Source organism: Mycobacterium sp. P2_H7 (assembly GCF_056403275.1).
Map to the genome: position 1 here is coordinate 348,466 of NZ_JBFUFU010000005.1, position 24,462 is coordinate 372,927.

Consider the following 24,462-nt stretch of genomic DNA (forward strand, 5'->3'; position numbering starts at 1 on the left):
CCTCGTCGAGCCCCGGGTTCGGCCTTCCCGATGCGCCGAGCCCGTACATACCGAACCCGTACGTACCAACCCCATATGTACCGCCGGTGTACGTGCCACCTGCGGCGGTCGCACCGGCGGTGTTGCCACCGGCATCCCCTACGCCGACAACGGAACCCGCGCCTGCCCAGGGTGTCGACGTCGCCTATATCGCCTGCACCCGCGCCCGCAACGGATATGGCGTCAACGACATCTCAGCCGAGCTGCAGGGTTATGGCCTCTCGGTCGGTGAGGCGACCAATATCGCCACCCAGGCCTTGACCGCGGTCCTCGGTGGGGGCCACTTCTGCGACGCCTACCACGGTGATTGACATCCACCCCGCACCCGCACTGCAGGCACGGCGACCACGCACCTCCGTCCCACAACGGGATGCCGTCGAGGGTGAGGAAGTCGTCGTCGAGTTCAGCGCCGCAATCCAGTCGCTGGGAGCGTTGCAGGAGGCCGCCTACCGACTGATCGGGACCGCCACCTGTCATATCGACGAGGCAGATGGTCGGTGGGTGTGCCGGCTGTCCCCGTCCCAGCAGTCCCATGGTGCCGAACTGCGTTCGCAGTTTCTCACTTTGGTGACCGATGAGAACCTTCGCGAGAAGGTGCATGGGGAGACCGATCGGCTCCGTGATGTCATCGTCGCGTTGGCCTTCGGGTCGCTGGCCCAGGAACACTGACGCAGTGGCCGGCTTCGCTCCCGCAGACACGTTCGCGCCCGCGCCATCGGTGCTGCAATTGCTCCCGATCCGGTTCGAACGCCTCGACACCGATCACTTCCTGGTCGGAAATATGGTCGGCGATATGGCCGAGATGACAGCCGCCGAACTGGACCGGCTCTGCGCGCTGGACCTCACGCCAGGCGATGGCCTCTATGAGCGAGCGTTCGAGAAGATGTTCATCAGTTCCACCGGGCAGCACGCCGCTCAGCAGCTGCTGGCGCTGCGGCTGCGCAGCCGCCTGAGTTTCCTCCGCGCCGCCACACCGTTGCACATCTTCGTCGTCACGCTGCGCTGCGAGCACTCATGCCCCTACTGCCAAGTCTCGCGCCAGAGCAAAGACCGCGTGCGTTACGACATGGACCGCGACACCGCCTCCCACGCATTGGATATCGCGCTAGCCGCCCCCGCGCCGCTGATCAAAATCGAGTTCCAAGGCGGGGAACCGCTGCTCAACTTCGACCTCATCCGGTGGATCGTCGTCACCGCCGAACAGCGCGCCGCCCCGCTGGGTAAGCAGTTGCAGTTCGTGATCGCCACCAATCTGGCGCTTCTTGACGACGCGGTGCTCGACTTCTGCGCGCAACACAACGTACTGCTCAGCACCTCACTGGACGGGCCGCGTGACCTGCACAACGCGAACCGGCCGCGCCGCGGGCAAAACAGCTACGAACTCGCGGTGGCCGGCATCGCCCGCATCAAGAAACGTCTCGGCCGCGATAAGGTCGGTGCGCTCATGACTACCACCCAGGCCAGTTTGGATCGGGTCGAGGATATCGTCGATGAATACCTTCGCCACGATCTGGACGGCATTTTCCTTCGGCCGTTGTCCCCCTATGGTTTTGCGATCAAGACGAGGCAGTTCCACAAGTACGACGCGCAGGAGTGGCTGAGCTTCTGGAAGCGTGGTCTGCGCTACATCCTGGACATCAACAAGTCCGGTCGTCACTTTCCCGAGTTCTACGCAGCACTCATGCTGCGCCGGATGCTCAGCGATGAACCTATCGGGTACGTCGATCTGAGAAGCCCGGCCGGGATCGGTTTGGGCGCGTTGGTCTACAACTACGACGGCACCGTCTTCGCCTCCGATGAAGCCCGAATGCTCGCCGAAATGGGTGACCGCACCTTCGAACTGGGTAACGTCCGCGATCACCGCTACCGCGACCTGGTGCTGTCGGACACCTTGGTATCCGCGGTGGCGGACTCGTTGACCCAGACCGCACCACAATGCTCAGGCTGTGTCTTTGAGCCCAACTGCGGCGCCGAACCGGTCTATCACCACGCCACCCAAAACGACGTCCTGGGCATCAAGCCGCTCTCCGAGTTCTGCGCCCGGCAGAAAGGTGTCATCACCCACCTCTTCGAGCTGCTGGAACACTCGCCCGAGGATGCCGCTGTCCTGCGGCGGTGGGCGGCGTGAAACCGCTTGTCCTGGTCGGCCGTTCACCCAGTGTCGACATGGCGGGGCTGGGGACTGAGCGGCGGATCGTGCGGCTGCGAACCCCCGATAGGGCTCCCGCAGATGTGCGTGACGCGGCCCTCATCGCCGACGACAGTGACTGGCCAGCTGCACAGGCCCACGGCTTCACCATCGCTATAGCTCGTGGTACGCGGCCCGACCATTCGCCGTTGAACTATCTGCGATTACCGGCGGGATTCGCCGAGTTGGGCGATGGTGATGTGGTGAGCATCTACCCGCAGTCGGGTCGGGTGCGGGTGCTCTACCGGCGGGAGTCTCGGCACAACTTCTTCCTCGTGACCGAGCGCTGCAACAATTACTGCCTGATGTGCTCCCAGCCACCCAAAAAAGTCGACGACGGCTGGCTGATCGACGAGATCGCCCAAGCCCTCCCGCTCATCGACCCGGCGACACCAGCTCTGACGTTCACCGGCGGTGAACCGCTCACCGAGTGGCGACGCTTCCTCGGACTGCTCGAACTCACCCGTGATCTGTTGCCGGACACCGCCGTGCACGTGCTGACCAACGGCCGCGCCTTCGCCACACCGGACGTCGCGCACGCCTGGGCAGGCATCGAACATCCCAACCTGTCGGCCGGGATCCCGATCTACGCGGCCGTGGACCACATCCACGACTACGTTGTGCAGGCACGCGGTGCGTTCGACGAGACCGTCCTGGGAGTGCTGCGCCTCAAAGATCGCGGGCAGCGCGTCGAAATCCGCGTTGTCCTGCACGCCATCACCGCCCCCCGGCTGCGTGAGACGTGCACGTGGATCGCGCGCAACCTCCCGTTCGTCGACCACGTGGCCCTGATGGGATTGGAGAACACCGGCTTCGCGATCGCCAACGACGACAAACTGTGGATCGATCCGCTCGACTATCAAGAGCAACTCGCCGCCGGCGTCGATGTGCTCTCGACCGCCGGAGTCAATGTGTCGGTGTACAACCTGCCGCACTGCGTCCTCGAACCCCGAGTGCGACCGTACGCGGTGCAATCGATCTCGGACTGGAAAAACGCCTACGTGTCGGAATGCGACGGCTGCACGGCACGCGACAGGTGCGCGGGATTCTTCGCCACCGGACGCCCGAAATTCAGCCGCGGGATTGCCGCCATATAGTGTCGTATTCGACGAGCCGGGCGCCTAGCGCGTCGGCAGCCTTGCTCTCGCCGTGGTGGATATTCAGGGTGGCGATCCGCACAGTCATGACTATTCCTGTCTGCTCGACATGGAATCTCGTGCAACCCGACCAGCATGAGGGCGGGCCACCGACAAGTCGATCGGCACGAGAAGCGCCTTTCTCACGCAGTCTCCCTGGATTGTTACGGCTGACCCACAATCAGCTCGTCCATCCCGGCGCGTATCCGACGTCGAGGCGCACGCTCGCCTTGTATCCCGACCACGTCGCGACGCCTGGCGGCTGCCCTCGATAGATGCCCCGCGCCGCGGCGGCCACACGGTTGTATTCGGTGGGCCAACGGATTTCGTCGGCGATTTGCTCCAGAATCTTGCGGTCGCGGCCCAGTACCCGTTCTATGATGTCCGGCGCCGGCAGTGCGTTGCGCTTGTCGGTGTTGCAGCGCACACACGCCAGCACCAGATTGGCGAGGCCGTCGATGCCGACCAGTGACCATGGCAATACGTGATCGATCGGGTTGTTGGCGGGCAACGCCGCACTGCAGTAGAAGCACGTCGGGGTGAACGCTTTCCGGAACGGCCCGCGCACCGCGGCGAGCGCGGCGCGGTCCCGGCCGAACAGGTGCCCGGCGATATCGGGGACGCCGGCTTCGAGGAACTTGTTCATCCGCCGCACATCGTCGACCCACATGATCTCCAGAGCCGGCTTGAGTAGACCTGCCAGGCGAGCCAAGCCCATCGCCACACCCGGCAACAGCACCACCGCGTCTCCGTGTGCGCGCAGCGTTCCGCGCGACACGTTGGAATGGAGGAATGCGTCGTCGTACAGGAACCGATCACTGACGTCGCTGCCGGGCAGTCGCTGCAGACGATACAGCGGCTGCTGCGCCGGGCAGAGGCCGATTTCGTCGACAGCCTCACGGTGGGCGGAAGGCGAGGTCGTCATGGCGACACTCAGCGACGAAGCCCGTGAAGCAGCTCGTAAAGCGTTGACAGCGCGAGGAATTCTGGCGCGTTCACCCGTCGACTGACGCAACTCTTGGCCTTCGAATGGGCGGACCTGTCGCCAGTACAGCTCCAGCACCCGCTGCGCGAGATCAGGGATCGGCACCGTCAGCAAGGCTACTGGGTCGTCCGGGAGATTCTCGATGCAGTGATCTATAAGTGCCATAAAGGTGGCCAACTTGTACGTGGCCACTCGCACGCCTGTTTCCAGAATCGCGACCACCCGCTGCCCTAACAGCAGGGGATCGGCCGGCTCCACCATGTGCTCTTGTTACCACCATCCCTCGGTCGTCTGTTTGCGAACCGCCGCATACTGGTGACCTGCGCTGCTCGCCCGGTCGCCCAGGCTTTCGGAGCGGAGTACCGCCGAATCGGCGGGCCCATTGAACTTGTCGGTGGCTCCTGTCATTCTGGCCGGCTCGCCTGAGCGCAGAAGACGACGAAGGGACATCCCGATGACTACTCCCGGCTGGTATCCGGACCCGACTGGCCAACCCGGCCAGCGCTACCACGACAGCCGGCGCTGGACTCGGCACTTCACACCAATCCCCCTGCCATGCCGGCACCCGCTGTAGCCGTCGCGGTATCCAACGGCGGCGGAACCAGCCACGGACTGCATCTGGTGCTGACGGTCTTGTCGTGCGGGCTGTGGCTGCCGATCTGGGTCATCGCTGCCATCTTCAGCGGCGGCTCGTCCTCCGCGGTGGCCGTCGCGGGTTCGGGCGGGATCGTGCGCACCACCAACCGTCGCCCGCTGGTGGCGGGAGTGGTGATGGGTGGCTTCGTTCTCCTGGGCGTTGTCGGCCAACATTCTTGGCTGCTTATCGTTTTCGCGGTGCTGGGTCTCTTGGCCGGCGGCGGATTCTGGGCGCTGAAGGCGGCCCAGCAACGCGAAGGGCAGCAGCGGCATGAGCAGTTGCGGCCCGCGGTGAGTGCACGGGCAGTATGCGCGAGAGCCTGTCTGAAGTGCAGAAAGTTGTCGAACCACTACCTTCGCCAAAGATGTCGAACGATTACTCGGGTGCCGACCAGAGCGCTCGGTGTCAGGTAGGCGTGGCTCGGTGCGCTCCCGAAGACGCTGAGGGATCCGGAGTGTTCGTTTAAGAACATGGATTCGCGCACGATGTCAGTCAATGAGCACTTGAGTGACATTGTTTGGCCTTCATGTCACTAAACGAACCTTTTTCGACGTTGTTTGGCCGATCCGCCAGCGTTCCGAGCACCTTTCCTCAGCGTTCCAACCCCAGTGCGGCCCGCAACCGATCTACATTCATCGTGCCGGGACCCCCAGTGGGGAAGGAGTCCAGCAGCTTGGTCAGGTCGCCGCGGCGGGTCGGGTCGTCGGCGGCTTGGCGTGGTGTCACACCGTTGAGCGCAGGAATCGACTGCTCGAGCCAACTCGCTTCATACGTACGCACAACGTCATCGAGTACCGCTGCGATCTCGGGATCCTCGGGATCAAGAGTGGGGTCGGATGGTGTGTGTCCGGCGAGAGCCCGCGCATCGCTGGCTGGCACTCGATTCTCGTCCACCACGACCATCGCGGGATCAAGCCGGCGCAGCGCCTCCAGCGCGTCATCCATCCGTTCGTTGCTATTCGTCTCGATCCTCAACACTTCGCCGTCGAGCGTGTAAGACGCCCGAATCCGTTGGCCGCCATCGGTTGTCACCGGTTCGAGCCACTGGTTGGCCTCGGCCCGTTCATACGCGGCGTCCAAAGCCGCGGAAAACTGGACCGGATCACTGGTCCTCACGGTGACCTCGCACAGCACCATGAGGTGCCCCTCGGTGTTGGTGAGGACCGGCGGCGCGAACCTCCCGCTGAGAAAGGCCACCAGCTCATCCGGGTCCGGCTCGGCGTCGAGCAGCTCGATCAGATCATCACGATCGCGCAGCCGCACCGGCTCCAGACCACCCAGGAATCGCATCTGATCACCGGCGGGGTATAGGCGGGTGCACACCAGGTGTCCGGGTTTGAGTTGCCGGCTTGCGACGCGGTCGTGGACGGTAACGATGTCGCCGGTTCGGATGTCCCGCAACGTCAATCCGTCGCCGGGCTTTGCCTCCTCGACTTCGAAAATCGACCGCTGCACCAACATCCACTGCTGCGCCAGCAGACGCTCATCGTCGGGCAGCAGGTACCCCCGGCGGTCCAGGAAGTCCCCGAAGGCGCCACCTTCGAACAACACCGCATCCATCATCAGCGGATCGCCTTCCGCCTCTGGATCGTCGTCGTATCGAAGGCGTTCGAAGGTCACCTCGTCGAGCAGATCACTCCAATCGGTGAGCAGAACATGTTGGGTTGCTTTGAGATACAGCCATCCCGCCCGGGTGTCGAGGGGGAGTTGCTCGTTACCCAAGTGGCATTTCTTGTATTTGCGTCCGGAGCCACACCAACACGGCTCATTGCGCCCGATATCGGGTCGCTGCTGCGGCAGGAATTCCTGTAGCAGTGTGAGCAATGGGTGCTCCGGCAACGCATCGGCGCGGCGTAGTAGCGCCACGCCACGTTCGGCGTCACCGCGGTCGGAGGCGAAGCGCGCCAGGTCCAGCAGAGTGGGCTGCCAATCGACGTCCATCGACTCGGCCGTCAGGTATTCGCGCTCGGCATCCTGGACGGCGCCCGCTCGCTCAAGCGCCACCGCACGCAGCCATTGACAGCCCACCCGAGCGGGGTGCGGGACCAGCGGGGCTAACGTGTCGGCGAGCATCCCCAGTGCTGCCGGTTCCATGCACCGATAGACGAGGGCTTCCTCCACCAGGAGCTCAGCCAGGTAAGGATCGGCCACTACGGCGCCGAGTTCGACCAGTCCGAGATCGTCGTCGGGGGAGCCTTCCAACTCCTCGTTTTGCAGCAGCGTCTCCATCTGTCTGGCCACGGAGACGAGCCCCAACACGGCGGCGGCGCGGTCGACGTCGATGTCGTGACGCTCGGCGAAGAAGTCGCACTGCAACTCGAAACGGTGCCTGTCGAAATTGAAGCCGGCCGGTGCCAGGAGTTCGCCTTGGTGAGCCAGCCCGGAGTCGGCGATGATCTCGGCCAGCGGAGCTGTCGGCGCGATGAACATGGCGTCATCCTGCAGGCAGAGAGCCCACACAGCGCCATCGATGAACGTCGATCCCTCGACGCTCAACACCGATGACAGCAGTGACCCCACAGCGGGATCGACGGTGGCATCGACACGCTCGACGGCAAGCCCGTCGGGACCAATCCGGATTCCGATAAGGTCACCGGCCACCACGCCCAACGTGCGCAGAGTTGTCGGTGACAACACCAGCACGCCGCCCTCGGGGACCACCTCATCAGGAATGCCCCGCGCTTCGAGCAGCTCGTCCTCGAACTCCAGCATCGCGATGATCGCCGGAGTTCCGTCGGCGAAGTGATCGTGCGGTGCGTGCTCGCACAGAATGCTCAGCGGAGCCAGATCCGGCGACACCGTGACGGCGTCGTGGATGATCTCCTCGGCGGTGAGCCGGTGTGTGAAGATTCGGCCGGTTACAACGGACGGTACCCAGATCCACCGCTCGTCCGGCAATTGCCCTGCCGGACAGTCCATCTGGTGCAACGCAGTGTCGATGACGTCCTTGGCGTCCGGCACACCGCCGGCTCGCAGGCGTTCGGCTATCTGATCCTCGGGCAGCGGTCCGGACTGGGCGAGCATCGTCGACAACACGTCCATCGGATCGGCCACCTGCTTACCGTACTGCCGAGATGTGCGTCATCGACACACTGATATCGCCGGCGGCAGCACCCTCTCCGACGGGCATTCCCGAGCTTGGCTCTTCTGATGTGACCGCGGTGGTTCCTCCAACTCGCGCCGCAATCAAACCGTCGCGCTGCATCAGATCATCATGATGCGCAGATGATGCACTGCTATGCTTTCTTCCATGCGCACAACGATTGATCTGCCGGACGACCTGCACAAACAGGCTCAAGCGATCGCGCGCGACACCAAACGCACACTCAGTGAGACTGTTGCCGAACTGATGCGCCGCGGACTCGGGCCGTCGGGTGAGCCCGCAGCGATCTCGATGAACCACCGCACAGGATTGCCCTCCATCACACTCGGTCGAGTGGTGACGTCGGAGGACGTGCGCTCTTTGGAAGATGACGAATGAGCGTGCTACTCGACGCCAACGTCCTGATTGCCGTGCTGATCGAGGATCACGTGCATCATGATGCGGCCGCTGAGTGGTTTTCATCGTCGAATGAGGGCTTTGCCACTTGCCCCATAACACAAGGCAGCCTCATGCGTTTCCTGCTGCGTGCGGGACAGTCTGCGCACACAGCATCTGGGGTCATCCAGGCGGTCGCGAACGCCGACCGCCACGAATTCTGGCCTGACAGTATCTCTTTCGCAGATGTGCGGACGGCCGGGGTGATCGGTCATCGGCAGGTCACTGACGCTTACCTTGCCCAGTTGACGCGGAGCCACCACGGACTCATAGCTACCTTCGACACCGGCCTGGCGGGACTTCACCACGACGTCGCGGTGCTCATCGAACACCCCTGATCTGCATGGCTGTGCTTAGCGCGGGATCACAAATGGGTAACCTCGACCGAAGAGTCGATGGATCAGGGGGAAGTCCATGAGCCTCGTACTGGGCCTATCAGTGACGACGAGGGATATTCGCGGAGAGCTGGTTGACGGCGCCACCGGACAGGGAGACCACCTGGACCGCACGGTGCTTGAGCCCGCTGACGTCGAGCAATACCTGGCCACGCTGCCCGCCGGTGAGGAGATACACGCCGTCGGGCTGACGTGGACGCCGGACGCCGAGTCGGCAGCGATCAAGGTGCGCGAAGCACTCGACGTGTACCGCGGGGGAGCGGCCGTGGTGGCCGTCCGCGAGGTCGAGGCCACCGAAGCGCTGGCCCGCGGTATCGCCCAGATGACAGGACACGACTTCCTCGTCGTGTGCATCGTCGAGCCCGATGCCGCCGTGGTGGCGACGGTCGACGGCTTTCACGTGGGAGTCGAGCAGATCGACCGGGTCGATGCTGCCACCCTGATCGACCGGGTGTGCGCGGTCGTGCGCAGTGCGCGACCCAGCCCCGACGCGGTATTCGTGCTGGGTTCCGAGGATTCCGAGGAACTGGTCGCCGCCCTGCAGGAGGAAACCGACCGCCCGGTCGTCACCGCCACCGAAGCGGATTTCGCGATGACCCGCGGAGCGGCGTTGGCTTCGGCGTTCGCTGCCAGCCTGCCCGTCACGGAACCGTCCGAGCCAAGGTTCTCCCGGGTGCAGCTGCTGGCCTCGGCGTTGAGCGTCGCCAGCGTTGCGTTCGTCGTCTCGGTATCGGTGGTCCTCGGGTCGCAAGGCCTGCCCGAACGCAGCGAGCGAGTCCCCGAACCGGTCGCCGCGGCGGCACCCATCGCCAAGCCGGCGCCACCGGCGCCGAGCAGCGAGGCCGTCCGGGCCATGGCGCGCAAACCGTTCGCCTTGATGAACGCTCCCGCTCCGCTGGCTCCCGCACCTGCACCCGCCGCGCCGCCGCCGGCTCCCGAACCTGCCGCGCCGGCCAACGTGGCACCCCTGCCGCCGGCCTACATCCCGCCGCCGGTCGCTCCGCCGGAGCCGCCGAGGCTGCGTGACCGGATCCTGGACAAGATCCCGATCATCGGCCGGTTCCGCTAGACCTCAGGTCTCCGGGAGCGGCGACTCGCCGGCTCCGAGCCCGTTCAATGGATGCTGCGCCGCGGCGCTCGGCTCGTTGCGGCCTGCGACAAACGGCACGGCGCCGCAGGCAAGCAGGATGACCGCGACGCCCATCCACTGACTCGGCGCCAGTCGCTCACCCAAAAGCATTGCCGCCAGGGCAATCCCGATCACGGGTTCGAGGGCGCCGAGCAAACTCAACGGCACCGAACCCAAGGTGCGGACCGCATAGAGCGCACCGCCCATGCCGATGGTCATCAGCACCACCCCTTGGATCGCGGCTACCGTCCAGACGCTTGCCGGCACGGCGAAGTGATCGCCGGACGCAACAGCGACGACTGCGGTGGTCACAGTCGAACCCGTCGTCACCAAACCGGAGGCGGCGACCGTGCCCACCTGCGGCACCCACCGTTCACTCAGGACCAGATACCCGGCATAGCCCGCCGCGCTGAACAGCGTCAGGCCAACGGCGGCAAGGGATACCGCGCCCGATCCCGCGCCGCCGACCATGACCAGACCGGCGATGGTGACGCAGGCCAACGCGATCAACACCTTGGGCAGCGGGCCCCGATCACGCAACCAGACCAACCCGATCACCATGAGTGGGCAGACGTTCACGACGATCACCGGGATCTGTGCACCGCCGCGTTCGACGGCCATGAAGAACGCGAGAACCTGGGCGCCGAACAGCGGCCCGCACAGGAGGAGCAGGCACAGCACCGGCCGCCAGGGAAGTCGCCGGGCGCGGCCGCTCAGCAGCCACAGCGCCGCGATGACGACGGTACCGAGGACGCCGCGCAGTGTGAGCAGCACCGCGGGACCGGTGCCGTCGTCGTAAGCGAACACGGCGGCCACCGCCATCGAGCCGTACGCGAGCGCCGACGCCGCACCGGCGGCCCAGCCTCGCCGAGCCGAGCGCTCAAGATCGTCAGCCACCGCTGCCTTCCCATTGCACGTGCCGCATCGAGCCGACATCGTTGTCCGGGCTGATCTTGCGTGCGCAAAGACTACTGCCCGGCCGGAGGCGCGCTGCCGGGAGTCAGACTTTGGGAAGCCAGCCGCTCCACGTCGGGGACAGGATGAAGCCGCGGCCCTCGCCGTCCTTGCAGGCGGTGGTGCGAGCGTTGTCCACGCCGCAGGTCATGCCGTTGAAGGTGATGGAGTGAAACGGCGGGAGTGGCTTGAGAGGCTGACCTCGAAGCATGCCGTTTGGCGCGACCGGATTGCCCGTCTTCTTCAATTTCGTCAGTGTGCCAATCCAATTGGCGCCATTGAGCCCGCGGGCGGGATCCGTCTTGACCCGCGGCACATTCGGAAAATTGTTGCCGGTGCACTGTGCCTGCTCGATCATGAAGTCACACGAAATGCCGTCCGGTGTCAGAAACGCAATGGTGCTGGTGGTGAACCCTGGCGTCGACGTGTCGATGGCGTAGTCGGCGAAGTTGACCGGCGTGTAGCCGCTGAGGTCGGGGAATGTGGGTGTGTCGGCGCGTGCTTCTGCTGCGTGTGCGACGGCCGAACAGACCGCAGTGATCGCGAGTAAACGCCAGAAGTGCATCGTCCTATACCTTCGGCAACCAGTCGGACCATGCCGGCGAGAGGATGAAGCCGCGGCCCTGCGCGTCCTTGCACGCTGTGGTCGCTTTGTCGTCGACGCCGCAGATGACGCCGTCAACTGTGATGGAGTGAAACGGAGGAAGTGCCATGAAAGGCAGTCTTGGCGCGTGAATGCGCGAGCTTGTTTGTTTGAGTCCTGTTGCTGTTCCGATCCAGTTCTCGGTCTGCACTCCGGGGGTTTCGCTTGGTTCGGCTGATGCAACGCCGGGAAAGTTGTTGCCCAGGCATTGGGCCTGACCTGATAGGAAGTTGCAGGTGACACCGTCCGGCGTGACGAAGTAGTACGCATCGAACGGGTCACGTCCGGGTGTGGTGATCGGCCGGTTGTAGTCCGCGATGTCGACTGGGGAGTAACTGTCGATGTTTGGAAAGCGTGGTGTGTCCGCCGAAGCTGAGGAGCAATAGCTCCACGAGAGTGCGGTCGCGGCCGCCATCACAGCCACCGCCCCGCGCGTCGTTAGGTCGCTACACATCTGGCAGCCAGCCGGACCATGCCTGCGAGAGGATGAAGCCGCGGCCCTGCGCGTCCTTACATGCAGTTATGCCGGCGTCATCGACACCGCAGATCGCGCCGGAGACCGAAATCGAGTGCAGGGGTGGGAGGGTCTTCAATAGTTGGTCGTGCACAGTGGTACCCACAGGCCCTTCGTTCGTCTGCTTCAGGCCGGTGACTGTGCCAATCCAATTGATCCGATTGAGATTTCGTGCGGGGTCCGACACTGCTGGCGGAACAGATGGGAAGTTGTTGCCGCGGCATTGAGCCTGTAGCGACGTGAAATTGCATACCACTCCGTCTGGAGTGACGAAGTATGTTCCCGAACTCGGATGGCCCGGCGTCGTGGTGTCGATTCGATAGTCGGCGATGTCGACCGGCGTGTAGCTGTCGAGGTCCGGAAAGTTGGGTGTATCCGCCGAAGCCAGGGATGGATCGACCGCCGAGAACAAGGTCATCGCGATAGAGACGATCGTCGCTCTCCGCGTTGCGTTACGAGTCATATCTTCGGCAACCACCCCGACCACGACGACGAGAGAATGAAGCCGCGTCCTTGCGGATCCTTGCACGCCGTCGTGCCGTTGTCGTCGACACCACAAATCATGCCTTCAACGGAAATCGAGTGAAATGGAGGCAGTACCGAGATCTTGTGCCCCTGGACCGAACCATCGGCGTATGGAGTTGAGCCCGCGGTCTGGATCCCTGAGATGGTGTCGATATATGCATAGGGCCCATCGGTGACGGCACCAGGAAAGTGGTCGCTAGTGCACCCAGCGCTGCCCTGCGTGCCGCCCACGCCAGGAAGAAAGCTGCACTGAACTCCTTCCGGCGTCACGAAGGCGACATCCTCGATCGGTGTTCGACCGGGGTTCGGTAGCGCGATGGCGTAGTCCTGCACGTTCACGGGTGTGTAGCCGCTGAGATCTGGAAAGGCAGGAATGTCGGCTTGCGCATTCGGGAGATGGATTGCCGTTCCGAGGCTCACTGCGGCGGCGACAGCTGGCACCCAGCGCATGCCAACACCTAAACCTTCGGCAACCAGCCCGAGCCTTCCGAAGACAGAACGAACCCACGCCCCTGTGGGTCCTTACACGCCGTCGCTCCTGAATTACTCACACCGCAGACAACCCCGTCGACCGTGATCGAATGGGACGAGGGCAGAGTGCGAACCTGTTGCCCGTGGATCGAGTTTCCATCTACATACCCGGGATTCGATGACTGGTACAGGCCTTTTTGGGTGTCCATGTAGCTCACCCTCGACTCCGGGTTCGCCAGCGCCGGGACGCTAGGGAGATTGTTTCCGAAACACGCCGCGCCGCCGTCATCGATGACGCACACAACCCCGCCGGGGGTGAGGAAGTAATCCGTTTTGGTTGGCTGCCTGCCGGGATTGTCGAAGGCGATCGAATAGTCCTGAGCGTCGACCGGTGTGTAGCCGCTCAGGTCGGGAAAGTTTGGTGTGTCGGCATGCGCCGCTGGCTGGTGCACCAGAGCCAACAGACTTGCTGCACCCAACGCCAGTCGCGCCCACTGAGTTGGCATCACGCTGTTCCTCCGTTAGTCGCTATCCGAAAGCTTTGTCGTCAACGATGCCCTCCCTGTTACGGCGGGCGATTGGCATTGACAGTGATTTGTTGCGAGTTGTAGATCGAACCTGGATTCGGAACTCGTGGGTCACTGTTCCATTGACTTGCGAGAATATTCATCTTGTCCAGGGTCGAACCCGGCATGATGAAGCCGCCGTACGGCTGGGGAACGTTGCGCGAATCGACGACAGTGGTTGGAACCCCCTGCATGATCTGGGTCGGATCGTTGGCAACTCGGACCTCGACATTTCCCGTGGATCCGTTGAATCCAGACAGCACCGGCTTGCCGTCTACCTGCTGGAAGCTCAGTTCGCCGAAATTGACGCCGCGATCGGTCAGCATCTCAGGCGCATCGGTCGGGTTGCCGAATCCGTGACCGGTCCATGGCTGCCAGGTGTCTCGCTTCGTTATGTCCCCGCCCTGGCTCGGGTCGACTTGATACATGGAGACGCCTGAACTGCGATCGAACTGGTCCGCAGCGATGTAGATCTTTCCGTCCTGACTGCTCTGGAAACCGCTGATCTGGGTCGGTCTGGCGCCCTCTCCCGACGCCGGCGCCCACGATCCCGGCACCGGTTGCAGCGGCTTCGAGAAGTCGCCGTTCATCTTGACCAGCCAGGAACCCGTCGGTTCGAGATTGTTCTTGGTGCCGACGACCATCATGTAGGTGTCATTGCCCACCTTGACCGTTCCGCCCGGCAGCGTGTCATCAGCTCCCAAGGCGTAGCCCGGGATCGCGAACAGCTCGTTCGGACTGCCCTTCGGGCCGGTCAACGGCGGTCCGTAATGCGGATGGCCTTCGGAGTCGAACGCCACCGGGACAGCCACTGATCGGTAGTGCGGATCTGCGCCGACGTGATCGCCCTCGAAGGCGTCGCCGAAGATCGCGACGTGCTTCCCGTCGGGCAAGGTGACGACCTCGCCGAGGTCCGCGGCGCCGATGCCTGGAATGCCGGGGTCGCTACCGGTCCCGGCGACCGGCCCATGATTGCGAGCCTCGCCACGCCCCAATGGACCGCCGGGCGGCCCCAGCATGAGGTCCTCCAACGAGGTTGCGGTAGGCGCCGGCTCCGGCAACCCCGAGGCTTTAGCAATCGCCTTGGCAAGCTCGTCGTCGATCCGGTCGCCCTCGATGATCGCGTTGGCAACTTGGGCTTCGACCTCTGCCATCTTCTGAGCCACAGCCTGCTGCGTCTCGGCGTCCATGTAGCTGTAACTGTCCGGCGGGCTGACAGCATTCGTCGCCGGGTCCACCTTCACCGCCGGCGCTTCGGCCGCGTAATTGAGGATGTCCTTGACCTTGTTGGCCAGCGTCTCGGCTTCCTGATGCGCGGTGTCGATCAGCGTCGCGGCCGCCTTGATCCGCTCGGCCTGTTTGTCGTGGTCACCGGCGGTCGAGAACACCGCCTGACGCGCGGTATCGCCCGATTCGCCGTCCCAGTCCGCGGCCTGCATGGCCGACCGCAGAAAATCGGCGGAATCCGCGTGATTGGTCGCCACATCGTGCGCGGCCTTGCCCAGATCACCGATCTCGGGAGGCCAATTCAACAGCTCCTGCAGGGTGAGCGCCACGAGCTACAGGTCGCGTCCGGCTGCCTCGATGTCCTCGGCAGAGCCACTATCGGTCTTGGTGTACGCCGCGGCGGCCGCTCGATGCCCGTCCGCGTGCTTGACGTGATGCGCGGCGAACTGTGTCGCCGATGTCTCCCACTCGCTGAGCATCCCCGGCAACGCCGCCGCGGCCTTGCTGGTACCCAGCGCCACCGAACCCGCCCGCGACTGCGCCTGGGCATGTGTCGACGTGAACGACTCGGCATGACTGCTCAACGACTCCGCGGTCACCTGCAACTGGGCCGGATCGACCCGTAACGGCTTGGCCATCAGACTTACCCCCTAACCACACGATTCTAGGCCCGCGCCGAACCACCCCGAGACGCCAAATCGGAGCGGTACCGTCGTCCCGTGGAAATCTTGCGTACCGCAGATGAGCGATTCGACAACCTGCCCGGCTACAGCTTCGAGCCGCACTACGTCGAGGTCACCAGCGTCGATGGCACGCCGGTGCGGATCCACTACCTCGACGAGGGCGCCCCCGACGCACCCGTCGTCCTGCTGCTGCACGGCGAACCCAGCTGGAGCTACCTCTACCGGCACATGATCCCCGTCCTGGTGAACGCCGGACTGCGCGCCGTGGCCATCGACCTGGTCGGCTTCGGTCGCAGCGACAAACCAACGCGGCGAACCGATTACACCTACCAGGCCCATGTGGACTGGGTCCGCGATGCCATCAGCGCGATCGGTCTGACCGACATCACCCTGGTCTGCCAGGACTGGGGCGGGCTGATCGGGCTGCGCATCGTGGGGGAGAACCTCGAGCTGTTCAGCCGCGTCGTCGCCGCCAACACCTTCCTGCCGACGGGGGACCGCCCACCCGGCAAAGCGTTCCTGGCCTGGCAGCAGTTCAGTCAGCAGACGCCGGTGTTCGATGCCGGCGCCATCGTCAACGGCGGGAGCCAGACCGCCTTGAGCGACAATGTCATCGCCGCCTACAACGCCCCGTTCCCCGACGAGACGTTCAAAGAAGGCGCCCGCCAGTTCCCGACGCTGGTCCCGACCAATCCGGACGACCCCGCCACGCCGGCCAACCGCGCAGCGTGGGAAGCGTTGGGCCGCTTCGACAAACCGTTCCTGTGTGCGTTCTCCGACTCCGACCCGATCACCCGCGGCGGCGACCGGGTGCTGGCCTCCCACATCCCGGGCGCCAAGGACCACCAACCCGTCACGATCGCCGACGGCGGTCACTTCCTGCAGGAGGACAAGGGCCCCGAACTCGCGGCGGTCGTGGTGGCTTTCGTCGCCCGCACCCCGTGACCGTTTGCACGCTACGTTGTAAGCCGTGACTGTCACCCCGGCCGACCTGACCGGAACCGAGCGTGCCGTCCTGCTGGTCCTGATGGCGCAGGCGCGGCCCGTCCCCAACCCCGACCTGATCGCGCTGGGCCCCAAGCTGGAGAAGGCCGGCCGCGACAAGCTCAACGAGCTCGGCCTCATCGAATCCGACCGCAGCACCGGCAGATTCGTGCACGAGCTCACCGACCGCGGTTGGCGGCTGTGCCGCGACATCCTCACCGCAGGCGCACCGCCCCGTTCCACCGGCCCGGCAAAGACGCTGTACACCTTCCTCGCGGCGTTCGACCGCCACCTCACTCGCGCCGACCTCAGCCTCGCGGAGGTGTTCGGCGTGCCCGTCGCGACCGTCGATGACCGCATCCGCACCAGCTACGCGACGCTGGCGCCACGACCTGGCGCGTGGGTGGGTCTGGCGACGCTCCGCGGCGAACTGGACGTGGAACGCGACGACCTGGACGCCGCGCTGCAGGGGTTGTACCGGGACGGCGCGATCAGCCTGATTCCCGAGGAGAACCAGAAGGTCCTCACTGCCGCGGACCGCGATGCGGCCATCCTGATCGGCAACCAGGCCAAGCATCTGATTAGCATCGAGAGTTGATGCAGGAGGCAGATCGCGAGGCGCTCGCCGCGCTTCGACTCACGTGGGCACCGACCAGCGACGATCTGTGGCGCCCGCAATCGGCCACCCACGTCAACGGCCTCAACGAACGCGCCGTCGACGACGTGATGGAAGCGTTCGGCGACGCCCTGCGCGACCCGGACAGCGCCCCGCTCGGCGTCGCCATCCGCGGCCAGGCCGGATCCGGCAAGACCCACCTGCTCGGCCAGATCCGCGAACGCGTCCAGAAAGACGGCGGATTCTTCTTCGTGGTCGAACTGCTGAATGCCGCCAGCTTCTGGGAATCGGTGCGCAGCGGCATCCTGGAGAGTCTCGGCCGGCCCGGCGTCGGACGGGAGACCCAACTCAAGGATCTGCTGTGGGAGCTGTCCTCCATTGCGCACGTCTCCCGGGCTGAGCGCCGCGCCATCATCGGCGACGACGACCTGGAACCCGAAACCCTGGACCAGTTCGTCAACACGCTGGCCAAGGCCCGCCGCGACGTCCGCGACTGCCACCAGACCTTGCGCGCCCTGGTGCTATTGGCCGCCAACGACCTGACCGCCCGCGATGTCGGCGACGCCTACCTGCAGGCCAGCGAGGAGGACGACGACTCCTCCGACCGCAAGATGTGGCGCCTCAAGGGCACCAGCCCGTCGGCGCAGCAATGCGTGCGCGACATCGCCCGGCTGACGGCGCTGGCCGGGCCCGCGGTGCTGGCGCTGGATCAGATCGACACCCTGCTGGCGCAGTCGTCGTCGCGCACCGGCGGGGCCGCCAGCACGAGTGACGGTGTGCTGGAACAGGTTGCCCACGGCCTGATGTCGGTGCGCCAGACCATGCGCCGCACCGTGGGGGTGGTCGCGTGCCTGCCTTCGGCGTGGGAGGCCATCCGCGACCGGGCCACCGCCAGCGTGAGTGACCGATTCCGGGTGACCGCTCCGCTGACCCCGCTGCCCAGCGGTGACCTGGGCCGGGCCATCCTGGAGCGCCGGTTCGCGGCCGGCTACACCTCGGTGCGATTCGTCCCGCCCTACCCGAGCTGGCCCATCGTGGCGTCCGCGTTCGACGACGCCGCCGGGTACACGCCGCGCCAGCTCCTGATCCGCGCCGACGCGCATGTGCGCGATGCTTTGCGTCGCGGTGAGCTGACCGAACTCGCGCATCTCAATGGCGAGCCCGAGCAGGAAGCGCAGGACGATGGGCCTGCTCCCGACACCTCGCCGCTGGATCGGCGATTCGTCGAATTCCGTTCCCGCGCAGTGCCGGCCGCCGCACTCGACCCCGACGGCGAGGACACCGCCGTCCCGGCCCTGCTGCACGCGGCGTTGACGGCGTGGATCGCCGAGCAAGGCAACGACCAGTCCTACGCGTGCGATCCGCCGCCCGGATCGCACGTCGTGCTGCACGCGCGCCTGCGGCAGACCCTGGACTCGGCGACCGACGACGAGCAGCACTGGGCGTTCCGCGCGATCGGTTCGACCAACGCCGTCGCCGCCCAGAATCGAATCAAAAAGGCCGTCAGCGCAACGGGTCTGGGCTCCGACCGGCGCCGGCTCTTCTTCCTGCGCAACGGCGCATGGCCCAGCGGCCCGAAGACCGCTGCTCTTGTCCAGGACTTCGACCGCGCGGGTGGACGCACCCTGGCCATGTCCGATGACGACATCCGCACCATGACCGCATTGCGCGATCTGCTCCAGGAGGACGACGCCGGCTTGGCGGCGTGGTTGCGCGCCCGCAGGCCCGCGCACGGGATCGCCCTGCTGCGGGCAGCCCTCGGGGGCGACGAGCCGGTCGTGGTCATCGAAGCCGAGCCGGAAGCGCAGCCGGACAACGACATTGCCTTGGCGACCTCGGAGGAAGAGATACCGCTGGGCGTCGACATCCGCACCGATGCCACGGTGTCGGTCGAATTGGCCGCGCTGCGCAAACATGTGGCGATCTTCGCGGGCTCCGGCTCGGGCAAGACGGTGTTGATCCGGCGGCTGGTGGAAGAGGCCGCGCTGCGTGGGGTGTCGTCAATTGTGTTGGACCCCAACAATGATCTGTCGCGGCTCGGCAGCCCGTGGCCGGAGAACCCCGGTGGTTGGCACCGGGCCGACGACAGCCGGGCCCGCGAGTACTTCGCCAACACCGAGGTGATGATCTGGACGCCGCGGCGCTCCACCGGCCGGCCGTTGGCCTTCCAGCCGCTGCCGGACTTCGCCAGCGTGCGCGATGACCACGATGAATACAACGACGCCGTCGAGGCGGCGTGCGCGGCGCTGGAGCCGCGCGCGCAGATCGCCGGATCAACCGCCAAAGCCGCGCGTTCGCGGGCCGTGCTGCGAGAAGCGTTGCTGGAGTACGGCCGTGCGCCCGACCCCACGCTAAGCGGCTTCGTCGACCTGCTCGAAGACCTGCCCGACGACGTCAGCGGGCTCACCGGAGCGCAGAAGATGGCCGGCGAGATCGCGCAGAATCTGCGGGCCGCGATGGTCAACGACCCCATGTTCGGGGGAGCGGGCCAGCCCGTCGACCCCGGTGTGCTGCTGACCCCATCCGAGGGTTACCGGGCCCGGGTGTCTGTGATCAGCATGATCGGCCTGCAATCCGACGAGCAGCGCCAGAGCTTCGTCAGTCAGCTGCAGATGGCGTTGTTCGCGTGGATCAAACGCAACCCCGCGGCCGACCGTCCGCTTGGTGGCCTGCTGGTGATGGACGAGGCGCAGACGCTGGCCCCGGCCAAGGGCACGACCGCGAGTACCCGCAGCACATTGGCGTTGGCATCGCAGGCCCGCAAGTACGGTCTGGGCCTGATCTTCGCCACCCAGGCGCCCAAAGGCCTGCACAACCAGATCCCGGGCAACGCGGCGACCCAGTTCTACGGACTGCTCAACTCGCCGACGCAGATCGACACCGCCGAGGAAATGGCGCGCGCCAAGGGCGGATTGGTGCCCGACATCAGCCGACTGCGGGCCGGCAATTTCTATGTGGCCACCGAGGGTGAGGCGTTCCATCGCGTCGCGGCGCCGTGGTGCCTGTCGTATCACCCGGCGAGCCCGCCGTCAGCTGAACAAGTCCTGGGACTCGCGCAGGCGCGGTAATGGGTTCAATGTTGGACATTGTTATGAATTATTTTTCATAGCAACAACTTAGATGCTGTGAGCAGATGCCTCGATACCCGGACCACTCTCTGTCGAGCTTAATCCGGATCATCTGCGCTCTGCGTGGAACATAGGTGAGAATAAGCCGTGCCTCGCAAGAATGCCTCGCGACAGAACGGGCCCCAGCCGCTGCATGCCGGCGACCTCTTTACTGATCGATTCGATGAAAGCACTGCTTTCAAGACGGCTCTCGCAGCGCACCGTCTCTACATGAACTCCGAGGAAGATGTCCCTGCCGCCAAGAACGTCCTTGTCTATTACGGAGTGGGTGGCATCGGGAAGACATGCCTTTCCGATCGACTCGAGCTGTGGGTTAACGACAGCCTGCCACTCGCGACGGGGTGGGGTCCCGCTCCGCAGACTGCGGTTGCGGCAACTGGGCGAATAGACCTGCATAAGTCGCAAGGTCGCGTCGACATTGTTGACGCGGTCATCGCTATTCGAAGAGCGTTCGGGAAAGTGAAGTCGCGCTGGGTCGCCTTCGACCTCGCCTTCGCTGCATATTGGGCCTCTGTGAACCCCGGCGAACCATTGCCTGGTGCTGGCGATGGTGCCTTCGCTGACGGCGTCGCGGACACCATCACCGACCTCTTGTCCGAAATCGGTGTTCCGGGAGCTGGAATTGCTACTCGAACATTGCGTAGCGTGATGCGCGAATTCCGCGCACGGATGATCCGACGCGGCGTATTCGGCGATTACGAAGGCTTCGAGGGTCTTCTGCAACGGTGTACTGAACTGCCGGCTCCCGACAGTCCTCACCTGGAGCTACTAGGCGAGATCGTTGCGCTTCTGGACACCGACCTCTGCAACTGGGATGAGTGGGATGACCAGGAGGAGTTTGCTCCACTTGTCGTGATGTTTGTCGACACGTTCGAACGACTGACAGCTGATCCGCGCAGGACGGACGAGGCGACGATCAACCAATTGATATGGCGTCTGCCCAATGTGCTGTTCGTGGTCACTGGAAGAAACATGCTCGACTGGTGGGATGAACGTCGAACGAACCTCCACGTTGCGGGACGTGCCGTATGGCCAGGTCTGTTGCCCGGGGCAACCGAGGATCCACGTCAGCACCTCGTCGGGAATCTTGAGTTCGACGACCGCATCAGGATCATCGAACGCGGACGCGAACTGTACAACGTCCCGATCAGTAATGAAGTCGTGCACGAGCTGGGGATTGCTTGCGGTGGACTGCCGCAGTACTTGGATCTTGCACTCGCGTTGGCGCGAACGCGAATGCTCAACGGGGGCAAGTCAATCAGCGTCGCTGATGTCACCGGCTCGCTGAGTGATCTCGTCCTGCGTGTATTGGAGGATGTGCCAAACGACGAGCAGCACGCATTGCGCGCCGCATCGCTCTTTCCGTACTTCAGCGCGGAACTTGTCGAGGCGGCGGCCGGCGTCGATCATGGTTGCGCCCTTCGTGCGTTGTCTCGGCCCATGATCGACCGGCGTGGTTCGGGCGCGTTTCCCCAGTCGATGCACGACGCCATTCGTGCCGCCATCCGCTCGTCACCTCACGACATCTCGAACGGTTGGTCGGCTCAAGATTGGGAAAAGGCCGGTGAGCTCGGCCTGCACTACCTGGATCGATTGTGCGCCAGCACCAAAGAGAGCGGGAAGATCAAGCTCCACTTCGAAGTCCTCGGCTTGGCCGTGAGGCTGGTGTGTGATCAGAAGCTTTCCATCGGTCCGGCGACGTCGTCGTCCTACGACGACTGGCTCAGCCAAGCGATTGTGTTTGCGCCGTCGATCACTGGACTGAAGCCGTATCTTCCGGCGGAGGCAGTCAGTGACTATGGCAAAACGGTGATCGATTTCGTAACCGCGAAGAGCACCGATGTCACCGTTGATGAAGCGGTTGATCTCTTGAGACCGATCTTCACTTCCACCCACCCGCTTCGATTTCCTGCAGGGCGTCATTGGGGCTACACATTGCGCAACGCCGCGCGATATGAGGAGGCGCTGGACGTGTTTCAACAGATCGCGGAAGTCGCACCCACACCGATGCATCACTATCAGTTCGCGAACACCTTGGCTGCAGCGCGCCGCTTTCGCGAGGCGATGGAGAAGCTACCTGGGCTGACTACAGAAAGGAAGCTCCGACTGAAGCGCGCATGTGATGTGTCACATGGACGGTTCGACGACTACTTCGGTCCGGTCCTCGCCAAGGTCGACAGGCTTCGAACGAGCGGCAGGCAGCGCGAGGAAATCGAGGATGCCGCCAACGCATACCGCTGGCAAGCGTTTGTTCATGGAGGAGTGGACAGGCAGGTACTCGATGGACTCGCGCAGGACGCCGAGGAGGCGGCTCACTTGACCGGGATTCGCGACGTGTTTCTGGCCAGGGTGTTCATGGATCCAGACTCCGTGTCGATCGATTCCGACGCATTTGTGTACTTCGAAAGAATCGACCGGATCCGAAACTCGGGCGAGGTCGGATTCCGTACTGTAATGGCCCGAATGGCGCTGGCACTGCGAGCGGGAGATCAGAGAAGCGTCGCGGAGGTCGCCGAATTGATGGAGAGCCGCGTCCTGAGGCGCGGACGACTCTGGACGGCTTGTGAGTGCGCTGCTGACTCCTACGGCCATCCGGTGTCGATAATGCCTACGCAATGGCTCGAGCCCTACGACGTGGTCCGAGATCGGTGGCGTTCGCATTGGGACCGCTGGCTCATGCGTGTGAGCTGACAGCCGAGCTTCTCATGGAATCGCCCCTGCCGGCGGAGTGCCATCGGTCGTTTCCTGAGTGAACTCTGCGACGACGTCCACTCCAGGCCGTTCGATTTGTCGAGGCAGATCCAGTTTTTCAGCGAGTTGCCAGCTGGCAGATGGCTTTTCGTGACGACGTTGCGACCTTCGGTGACCTTTTGTACAACCAACCCTGACCGCAGGCACAGGCCCTACTTAAGGTCGGTAGCAAGACTAACTTTCAGACGTCCTCTCCGTGACATCGTCTGAAAGGAATGATCGACATGAAGTTTGCGAAAGTCATTTCCGCAGTGGGTATTACCGGGGCGCTCGCGATGGGGCTGGGTACCGGCGCCGCCAGCGCGGACCCCAACTGGGGGCCGCGAGGACCGCATGGCCCCGGTGGATGGAACAACGGGCCCGGCTGGAATCGTGGACCCGGACCCGCCGACTGGCATCACCCCGAGTGGGCCGGCTGGAACGACGGCTACCCCGACCGGGGGTGGCGTCCGCCGGAGGGCTGGGAGCCCCCGGGCGACTGGAACAACCCCGGTGGCTGGGCACCGCCGGCGGACTTCCATATGCACTGCGGTGGCCCATTGTGGAATCTGTTCCACCCGATCCCGTGTTGGTGATCTGAAACTTGCCCCAGTTCTGCCGCTCGCCGTCTGGCGGGCGGCAGAACGCTGGGCTCGTGTCACTGCTCGACGTCGTAGTCCATCACCGATACGGAAAGCATTGCCGCGCTTTGATCGTCACCGGGTCCGCTGCCGCGGAACGCATCCAGAGTGGACTGGGACGCCCACCGTTCGTAGATGTTGATCCGGCCCGCATCGATCAGGTCTGCGGAGATGGCGAAGTCCAGGCAACCGTCGGCCTGCCGCGCCAGTTTGACCACGGCCACGCATTCGGCGAGGTAGTCCTCCCGCTGCTCCGGTCTGACGGTGATGTGTCCGGCAACGATGATCATGGTCTAGGTAGACATCGAGCGAGCCTGAAACTCATCGCTTGGAACGGCGGTCAGTACCTGCACTCGAGTCCCCGAGCTCTTGCGGCCTGGTCATTTGCCGCCGATCATCCTGATCTTTGGGGGTGTGGATCCCCGTCGAATGGATGCAACCAATAAGCCGACGGCGACGATGGACGGAATGCTCGCCTGCCAGGCGATCAACAGGTACATCGGTCCCCAGATCGTCAGAGATGCGGCGACCAGGCGAATGTACTCACCAGTGGTCACTGATGCGTTGGGATCCTTACCGGCGATGAAACCGAGTGCCACCGCGATACCGACGCCGACGCTGCCGGCAGCGAACACCGTGACAGTCGACCACAGCGTTCGACGCCATGACGGCATCTACCGGTGAAAGCGGTCGGTGCGCTGGGCGCAACCTCTCGCCGTCTTCACTGTCGCTC

Annotated in this window: 26 protein-coding genes; 14 read left to right on the forward strand and 12 right to left on the reverse strand. The window is 64.4% G+C overall.

What is annotated here, in order from left to right; translation table 11 throughout:
- Positions 1-86 precede the first annotated feature (86 nt).
- Genes AC1DY7_RS07580 through hxsC form a run of 4 tightly spaced genes read left to right on the forward strand, consistent with a single transcriptional unit; the run spans position 87 to position 3,324 of the window.
- Positions 87-350, forward strand: a complete 264-nt coding sequence (locus AC1DY7_RS07580) for a hypothetical protein (protein ID WP_477493247.1) — start codon at positions 87-89, stop codon at positions 348-350.
- The gene (locus tag AC1DY7_RS07585) at positions 343-708 is read left to right on the forward strand and encodes a hypothetical protein (RefSeq protein ID WP_477493033.1); all 366 of its coding nucleotides are present in this window, start codon (positions 343-345) and stop codon (positions 706-708) included. Before AC1DY7_RS07580 ends, AC1DY7_RS07585 begins: the two co-directional genes overlap by 8 nt.
- Positions 662-2,167 (forward strand): His-Xaa-Ser system radical SAM maturase HxsB, encoded by a 1,506-nt coding sequence (gene hxsB / locus AC1DY7_RS07590; protein WP_477493234.1) that lies wholly within the window; start codon positions 662-664, stop codon positions 2,165-2,167. Before AC1DY7_RS07585 ends, hxsB begins: the two co-directional genes overlap by 47 nt.
- Positions 2,164-3,324: a His-Xaa-Ser system radical SAM maturase HxsC gene (hxsC, locus tag AC1DY7_RS07595; RefSeq protein WP_477493034.1), complete on the forward strand. Its 1,161-nt coding sequence runs from the start codon at positions 2,164-2,166 to the stop codon at positions 3,322-3,324. The genes hxsB and hxsC overlap by 4 nt, the downstream gene beginning before the upstream one ends.
- 220 nt (positions 3,325-3,544) lie before the next feature.
- Here the strand turns inward: hxsC and AC1DY7_RS07600 are convergent, their stop codons facing one another.
- A complete protein-coding gene (locus tag AC1DY7_RS07600; RefSeq protein ID WP_477493035.1) occupies positions 3,545-4,609 on the reverse strand; it encodes an HNH endonuclease in 1,065 nt (354 codons plus the stop codon).
- Positions 4,610-4,802: 193 nt separating this feature from the next.
- On the opposite strand from AC1DY7_RS07600, the gene AC1DY7_RS07605 reads away from it, so the two are divergent.
- Entirely contained in the window at positions 4,803-4,922 is a 120-nt protein-coding gene (locus AC1DY7_RS07605) for a DUF2510 domain-containing protein (protein ID WP_477493036.1), read from the forward strand.
- Positions 4,904-5,398 (forward strand): hypothetical protein, encoded by a 495-nt coding sequence (locus AC1DY7_RS07610; RefSeq protein WP_477493037.1) that lies wholly within the window; start codon positions 4,904-4,906, stop codon positions 5,396-5,398. The genes AC1DY7_RS07605 and AC1DY7_RS07610 overlap by 19 nt, the downstream gene beginning before the upstream one ends.
- A gap of 178 nt (positions 5,399-5,576) precedes the next feature.
- Here the strand turns inward: AC1DY7_RS07610 and AC1DY7_RS07615 are convergent, their stop codons facing one another.
- Positions 5,577-8,027, reverse strand: coding sequence for an SEC-C metal-binding domain-containing protein (locus tag AC1DY7_RS07615; protein WP_477493235.1), 2,451 nt, complete (start codon positions 8,025-8,027; stop codon positions 5,577-5,579).
- Positions 8,028-8,235: 208 nt separating this feature from the next.
- Between AC1DY7_RS07615 and AC1DY7_RS07620 the strand changes: the two genes are divergently transcribed.
- The 3 genes from AC1DY7_RS07620 (at position 8,236) to AC1DY7_RS07630 (ending at position 9,987) form a co-directional block, all read left to right on the forward strand.
- Entirely contained in the window at positions 8,236-8,466 is a 231-nt protein-coding gene (locus tag AC1DY7_RS07620) for an antitoxin (protein ID WP_477493236.1), read from the forward strand.
- Positions 8,463-8,861: a TA system VapC family ribonuclease toxin gene (locus AC1DY7_RS07625; protein ID WP_477493038.1), complete on the forward strand. Its 399-nt coding sequence runs from the start codon at positions 8,463-8,465 to the stop codon at positions 8,859-8,861. Before AC1DY7_RS07620 ends, AC1DY7_RS07625 begins: the two co-directional genes overlap by 4 nt.
- A gap of 76 nt (positions 8,862-8,937) precedes the next feature.
- The gene (locus AC1DY7_RS07630) at positions 8,938-9,987 is read left to right on the forward strand and encodes a DUF7159 family protein (protein ID WP_477493039.1); all 1,050 of its coding nucleotides are present in this window, start codon (positions 8,938-8,940) and stop codon (positions 9,985-9,987) included.
- Positions 9,988-9,990: 3 nt separating this feature from the next.
- On the opposite strand, the gene AC1DY7_RS07635 is transcribed toward AC1DY7_RS07630, so the two are convergent.
- The 8 genes from AC1DY7_RS07635 to AC1DY7_RS07670 form a co-directional block, all read right to left on the reverse strand.
- Positions 9,991-10,944 (reverse strand): DMT family transporter, encoded by a 954-nt coding sequence (locus AC1DY7_RS07635; RefSeq protein ID WP_477493040.1) that lies wholly within the window; start codon positions 10,942-10,944, stop codon positions 9,991-9,993.
- A gap of 103 nt (positions 10,945-11,047) precedes the next feature.
- Positions 11,048-11,566 (reverse strand): hypothetical protein, encoded by a 519-nt coding sequence (locus tag AC1DY7_RS07640; protein ID WP_477493041.1) that lies wholly within the window; start codon positions 11,564-11,566, stop codon positions 11,048-11,050.
- 4 nt (positions 11,567-11,570) lie between these two features.
- Complete coding sequence (locus tag AC1DY7_RS07645; RefSeq protein WP_477493042.1) at positions 11,571-12,059, reverse strand: hypothetical protein; 489 nt, start codon at positions 12,057-12,059, stop codon at positions 11,571-11,573.
- Between the two features lie 31 nt (positions 12,060-12,090).
- Positions 12,091-12,645 carry a hypothetical protein gene (locus AC1DY7_RS07650; RefSeq protein WP_477493043.1) on the reverse strand — a complete coding sequence of 185 codons (555 nt, stop codon included), beginning with the start codon at positions 12,643-12,645 and terminating at the stop codon, positions 12,091-12,093.
- Positions 12,618-13,133, reverse strand: a complete 516-nt coding sequence (locus AC1DY7_RS07655; protein ID WP_477493044.1) for a hypothetical protein — start codon at positions 13,131-13,133, stop codon at positions 12,618-12,620. The genes AC1DY7_RS07650 and AC1DY7_RS07655 overlap by 28 nt, the downstream gene beginning before the upstream one ends.
- An 8-nt stretch (positions 13,134-13,141) precedes the next feature.
- Positions 13,142-13,660 carry a hypothetical protein gene (locus AC1DY7_RS07660; protein ID WP_477493045.1) on the reverse strand — a complete coding sequence of 173 codons (519 nt, stop codon included), beginning with the start codon at positions 13,658-13,660 and terminating at the stop codon, positions 13,142-13,144.
- A 59-nt stretch (positions 13,661-13,719) separates the two neighbouring features.
- Positions 13,720-15,276, reverse strand: a complete 1,557-nt coding sequence (locus AC1DY7_RS07665; RefSeq protein WP_477493046.1) for a DUF4185 domain-containing protein — start codon at positions 15,274-15,276, stop codon at positions 13,720-13,722.
- A 3-nt stretch (positions 15,277-15,279) separates the two neighbouring features.
- On the reverse strand, positions 15,280-15,585 hold the full coding sequence (locus AC1DY7_RS07670; RefSeq protein WP_477493047.1) for a WXG100 family type VII secretion target: 306 nt from the start codon (positions 15,583-15,585) through the stop codon (positions 15,280-15,282).
- Between the two features lie 81 nt (positions 15,586-15,666).
- Here AC1DY7_RS07670 and AC1DY7_RS07675 point away from each other — a divergent pair, with 81 nt between their 5' ends.
- From AC1DY7_RS07675 to AC1DY7_RS07695, 5 genes are all read left to right on the forward strand, one after another.
- Positions 15,667-16,575: a haloalkane dehalogenase gene (locus AC1DY7_RS07675; protein ID WP_477493048.1), complete on the forward strand. Its 909-nt coding sequence runs from the start codon at positions 15,667-15,669 to the stop codon at positions 16,573-16,575.
- Between the two features lie 25 nt (positions 16,576-16,600).
- The gene (locus AC1DY7_RS07680) at positions 16,601-17,212 is read left to right on the forward strand and encodes a hypothetical protein (RefSeq protein ID WP_477493049.1); all 612 of its coding nucleotides are present in this window, start codon (positions 16,601-16,603) and stop codon (positions 17,210-17,212) included.
- Positions 17,212-20,298, forward strand: coding sequence for a helicase HerA domain-containing protein (locus AC1DY7_RS07685; protein ID WP_477493050.1), 3,087 nt, complete (start codon positions 17,212-17,214; stop codon positions 20,296-20,298). Before AC1DY7_RS07680 ends, AC1DY7_RS07685 begins: the two co-directional genes overlap by 1 nt.
- Positions 20,299-20,568: 270 nt before the next feature.
- A complete protein-coding gene (locus AC1DY7_RS07690) occupies positions 20,569-23,049 on the forward strand; it encodes a tetratricopeptide repeat protein (RefSeq protein WP_477493051.1) in 2,481 nt (826 codons plus the stop codon).
- 284 nt (positions 23,050-23,333) lie between these two features.
- On the forward strand, positions 23,334-23,684 hold the full coding sequence (locus AC1DY7_RS07695; RefSeq protein WP_477493052.1) for a hypothetical protein: 351 nt from the start codon (positions 23,334-23,336) through the stop codon (positions 23,682-23,684).
- Positions 23,685-23,746: 62 nt separating this feature from the next.
- On the opposite strand, the gene AC1DY7_RS07700 is transcribed toward AC1DY7_RS07695, so the two are convergent.
- Positions 23,747-24,019: a putative quinol monooxygenase gene (locus tag AC1DY7_RS07700; RefSeq protein WP_477493053.1), complete on the reverse strand. Its 273-nt coding sequence runs from the start codon at positions 24,017-24,019 to the stop codon at positions 23,747-23,749.
- Between the two features lie 90 nt (positions 24,020-24,109).
- Positions 24,110-24,364 (reverse strand): hypothetical protein, encoded by a 255-nt coding sequence (locus tag AC1DY7_RS07705; protein ID WP_477493054.1) that lies wholly within the window; start codon positions 24,362-24,364, stop codon positions 24,110-24,112.
- Positions 24,365-24,462: the final 98 nt, after the last annotated feature.

What these genes read in the sequence shown, in the direction of transcription:
- AC1DY7_RS07620 (WP_477493236.1), top strand. Translation starts at nt 8,236, where the DNA reads ATGCGCACAACGATTGATCTGCCGGACGACCTGCACAAACAGGCTCAA.
- AC1DY7_RS07670 (WP_477493047.1), bottom strand. Translation starts at nt 15,585, where the DNA reads ATGGCCAAGCCGTTACGGGTCGATCCGGCCCAGTTGCAGGTGACCGCG.
- AC1DY7_RS07695 (WP_477493052.1), top strand. Translation starts at nt 23,334, where the DNA reads ATGAAGTTTGCGAAAGTCATTTCCGCAGTGGGTATTACCGGGGCGCTC.
- AC1DY7_RS07615 (WP_477493235.1), bottom strand. Translation starts at nt 8,027, where the DNA reads ATGGACGTGTTGTCGACGATGCTCGCCCAGTCCGGACCGCTGCCCGAG.
- AC1DY7_RS07700 (WP_477493053.1), bottom strand. Translation starts at nt 24,019, where the DNA reads ATGATCATCGTTGCCGGACACATCACCGTCAGACCGGAGCAGCGGGAG.
- AC1DY7_RS07600 (WP_477493035.1), bottom strand. Translation starts at nt 4,609, where the DNA reads ATGGTGGAGCCGGCCGATCCCCTGCTGTTAGGGCAGCGGGTGGTCGCG.
- AC1DY7_RS07605 (WP_477493036.1), top strand. Translation starts at nt 4,803, where the DNA reads ATGACTACTCCCGGCTGGTATCCGGACCCGACTGGCCAACCCGGCCAG.
- hxsB (WP_477493234.1), top strand. Translation starts at nt 662, where the DNA reads ATGTCATCGTCGCGTTGGCCTTCGGGTCGCTGGCCCAGGAACACTGAC.
- AC1DY7_RS07690 (WP_477493051.1), top strand. Translation starts at nt 20,569, where the DNA reads ATGAACTCCGAGGAAGATGTCCCTGCCGCCAAGAACGTCCTTGTCTAT.
- AC1DY7_RS07625 (WP_477493038.1), top strand. Translation starts at nt 8,463, where the DNA reads ATGAGCGTGCTACTCGACGCCAACGTCCTGATTGCCGTGCTGATCGAG.
- AC1DY7_RS07630 (WP_477493039.1), top strand. Translation starts at nt 8,938, where the DNA reads ATGAGCCTCGTACTGGGCCTATCAGTGACGACGAGGGATATTCGCGGA.
- AC1DY7_RS07640 (WP_477493041.1), bottom strand. Translation starts at nt 11,566, where the DNA reads ATGCACTTCTGGCGTTTACTCGCGATCACTGCGGTCTGTTCGGCCGTC.
- AC1DY7_RS07655 (WP_477493044.1), bottom strand. Translation starts at nt 13,133, where the DNA reads ATGCGCTGGGTGCCAGCTGTCGCCGCCGCAGTGAGCCTCGGAACGGCA.
- AC1DY7_RS07645 (WP_477493042.1), bottom strand. Translation starts at nt 12,059, where the DNA reads ATGGCGGCCGCGACCGCACTCTCGTGGAGCTATTGCTCCTCAGCTTCG.
- AC1DY7_RS07610 (WP_477493037.1), top strand. Translation starts at nt 4,904, where the DNA reads ATGCCGGCACCCGCTGTAGCCGTCGCGGTATCCAACGGCGGCGGAACC.
- AC1DY7_RS07660 (WP_477493045.1), bottom strand. Translation starts at nt 13,660, where the DNA reads ATGCCAACTCAGTGGGCGCGACTGGCGTTGGGTGCAGCAAGTCTGTTG.
- AC1DY7_RS07685 (WP_477493050.1), top strand. Translation starts at nt 17,212, where the DNA reads ATGCAGGAGGCAGATCGCGAGGCGCTCGCCGCGCTTCGACTCACGTGG.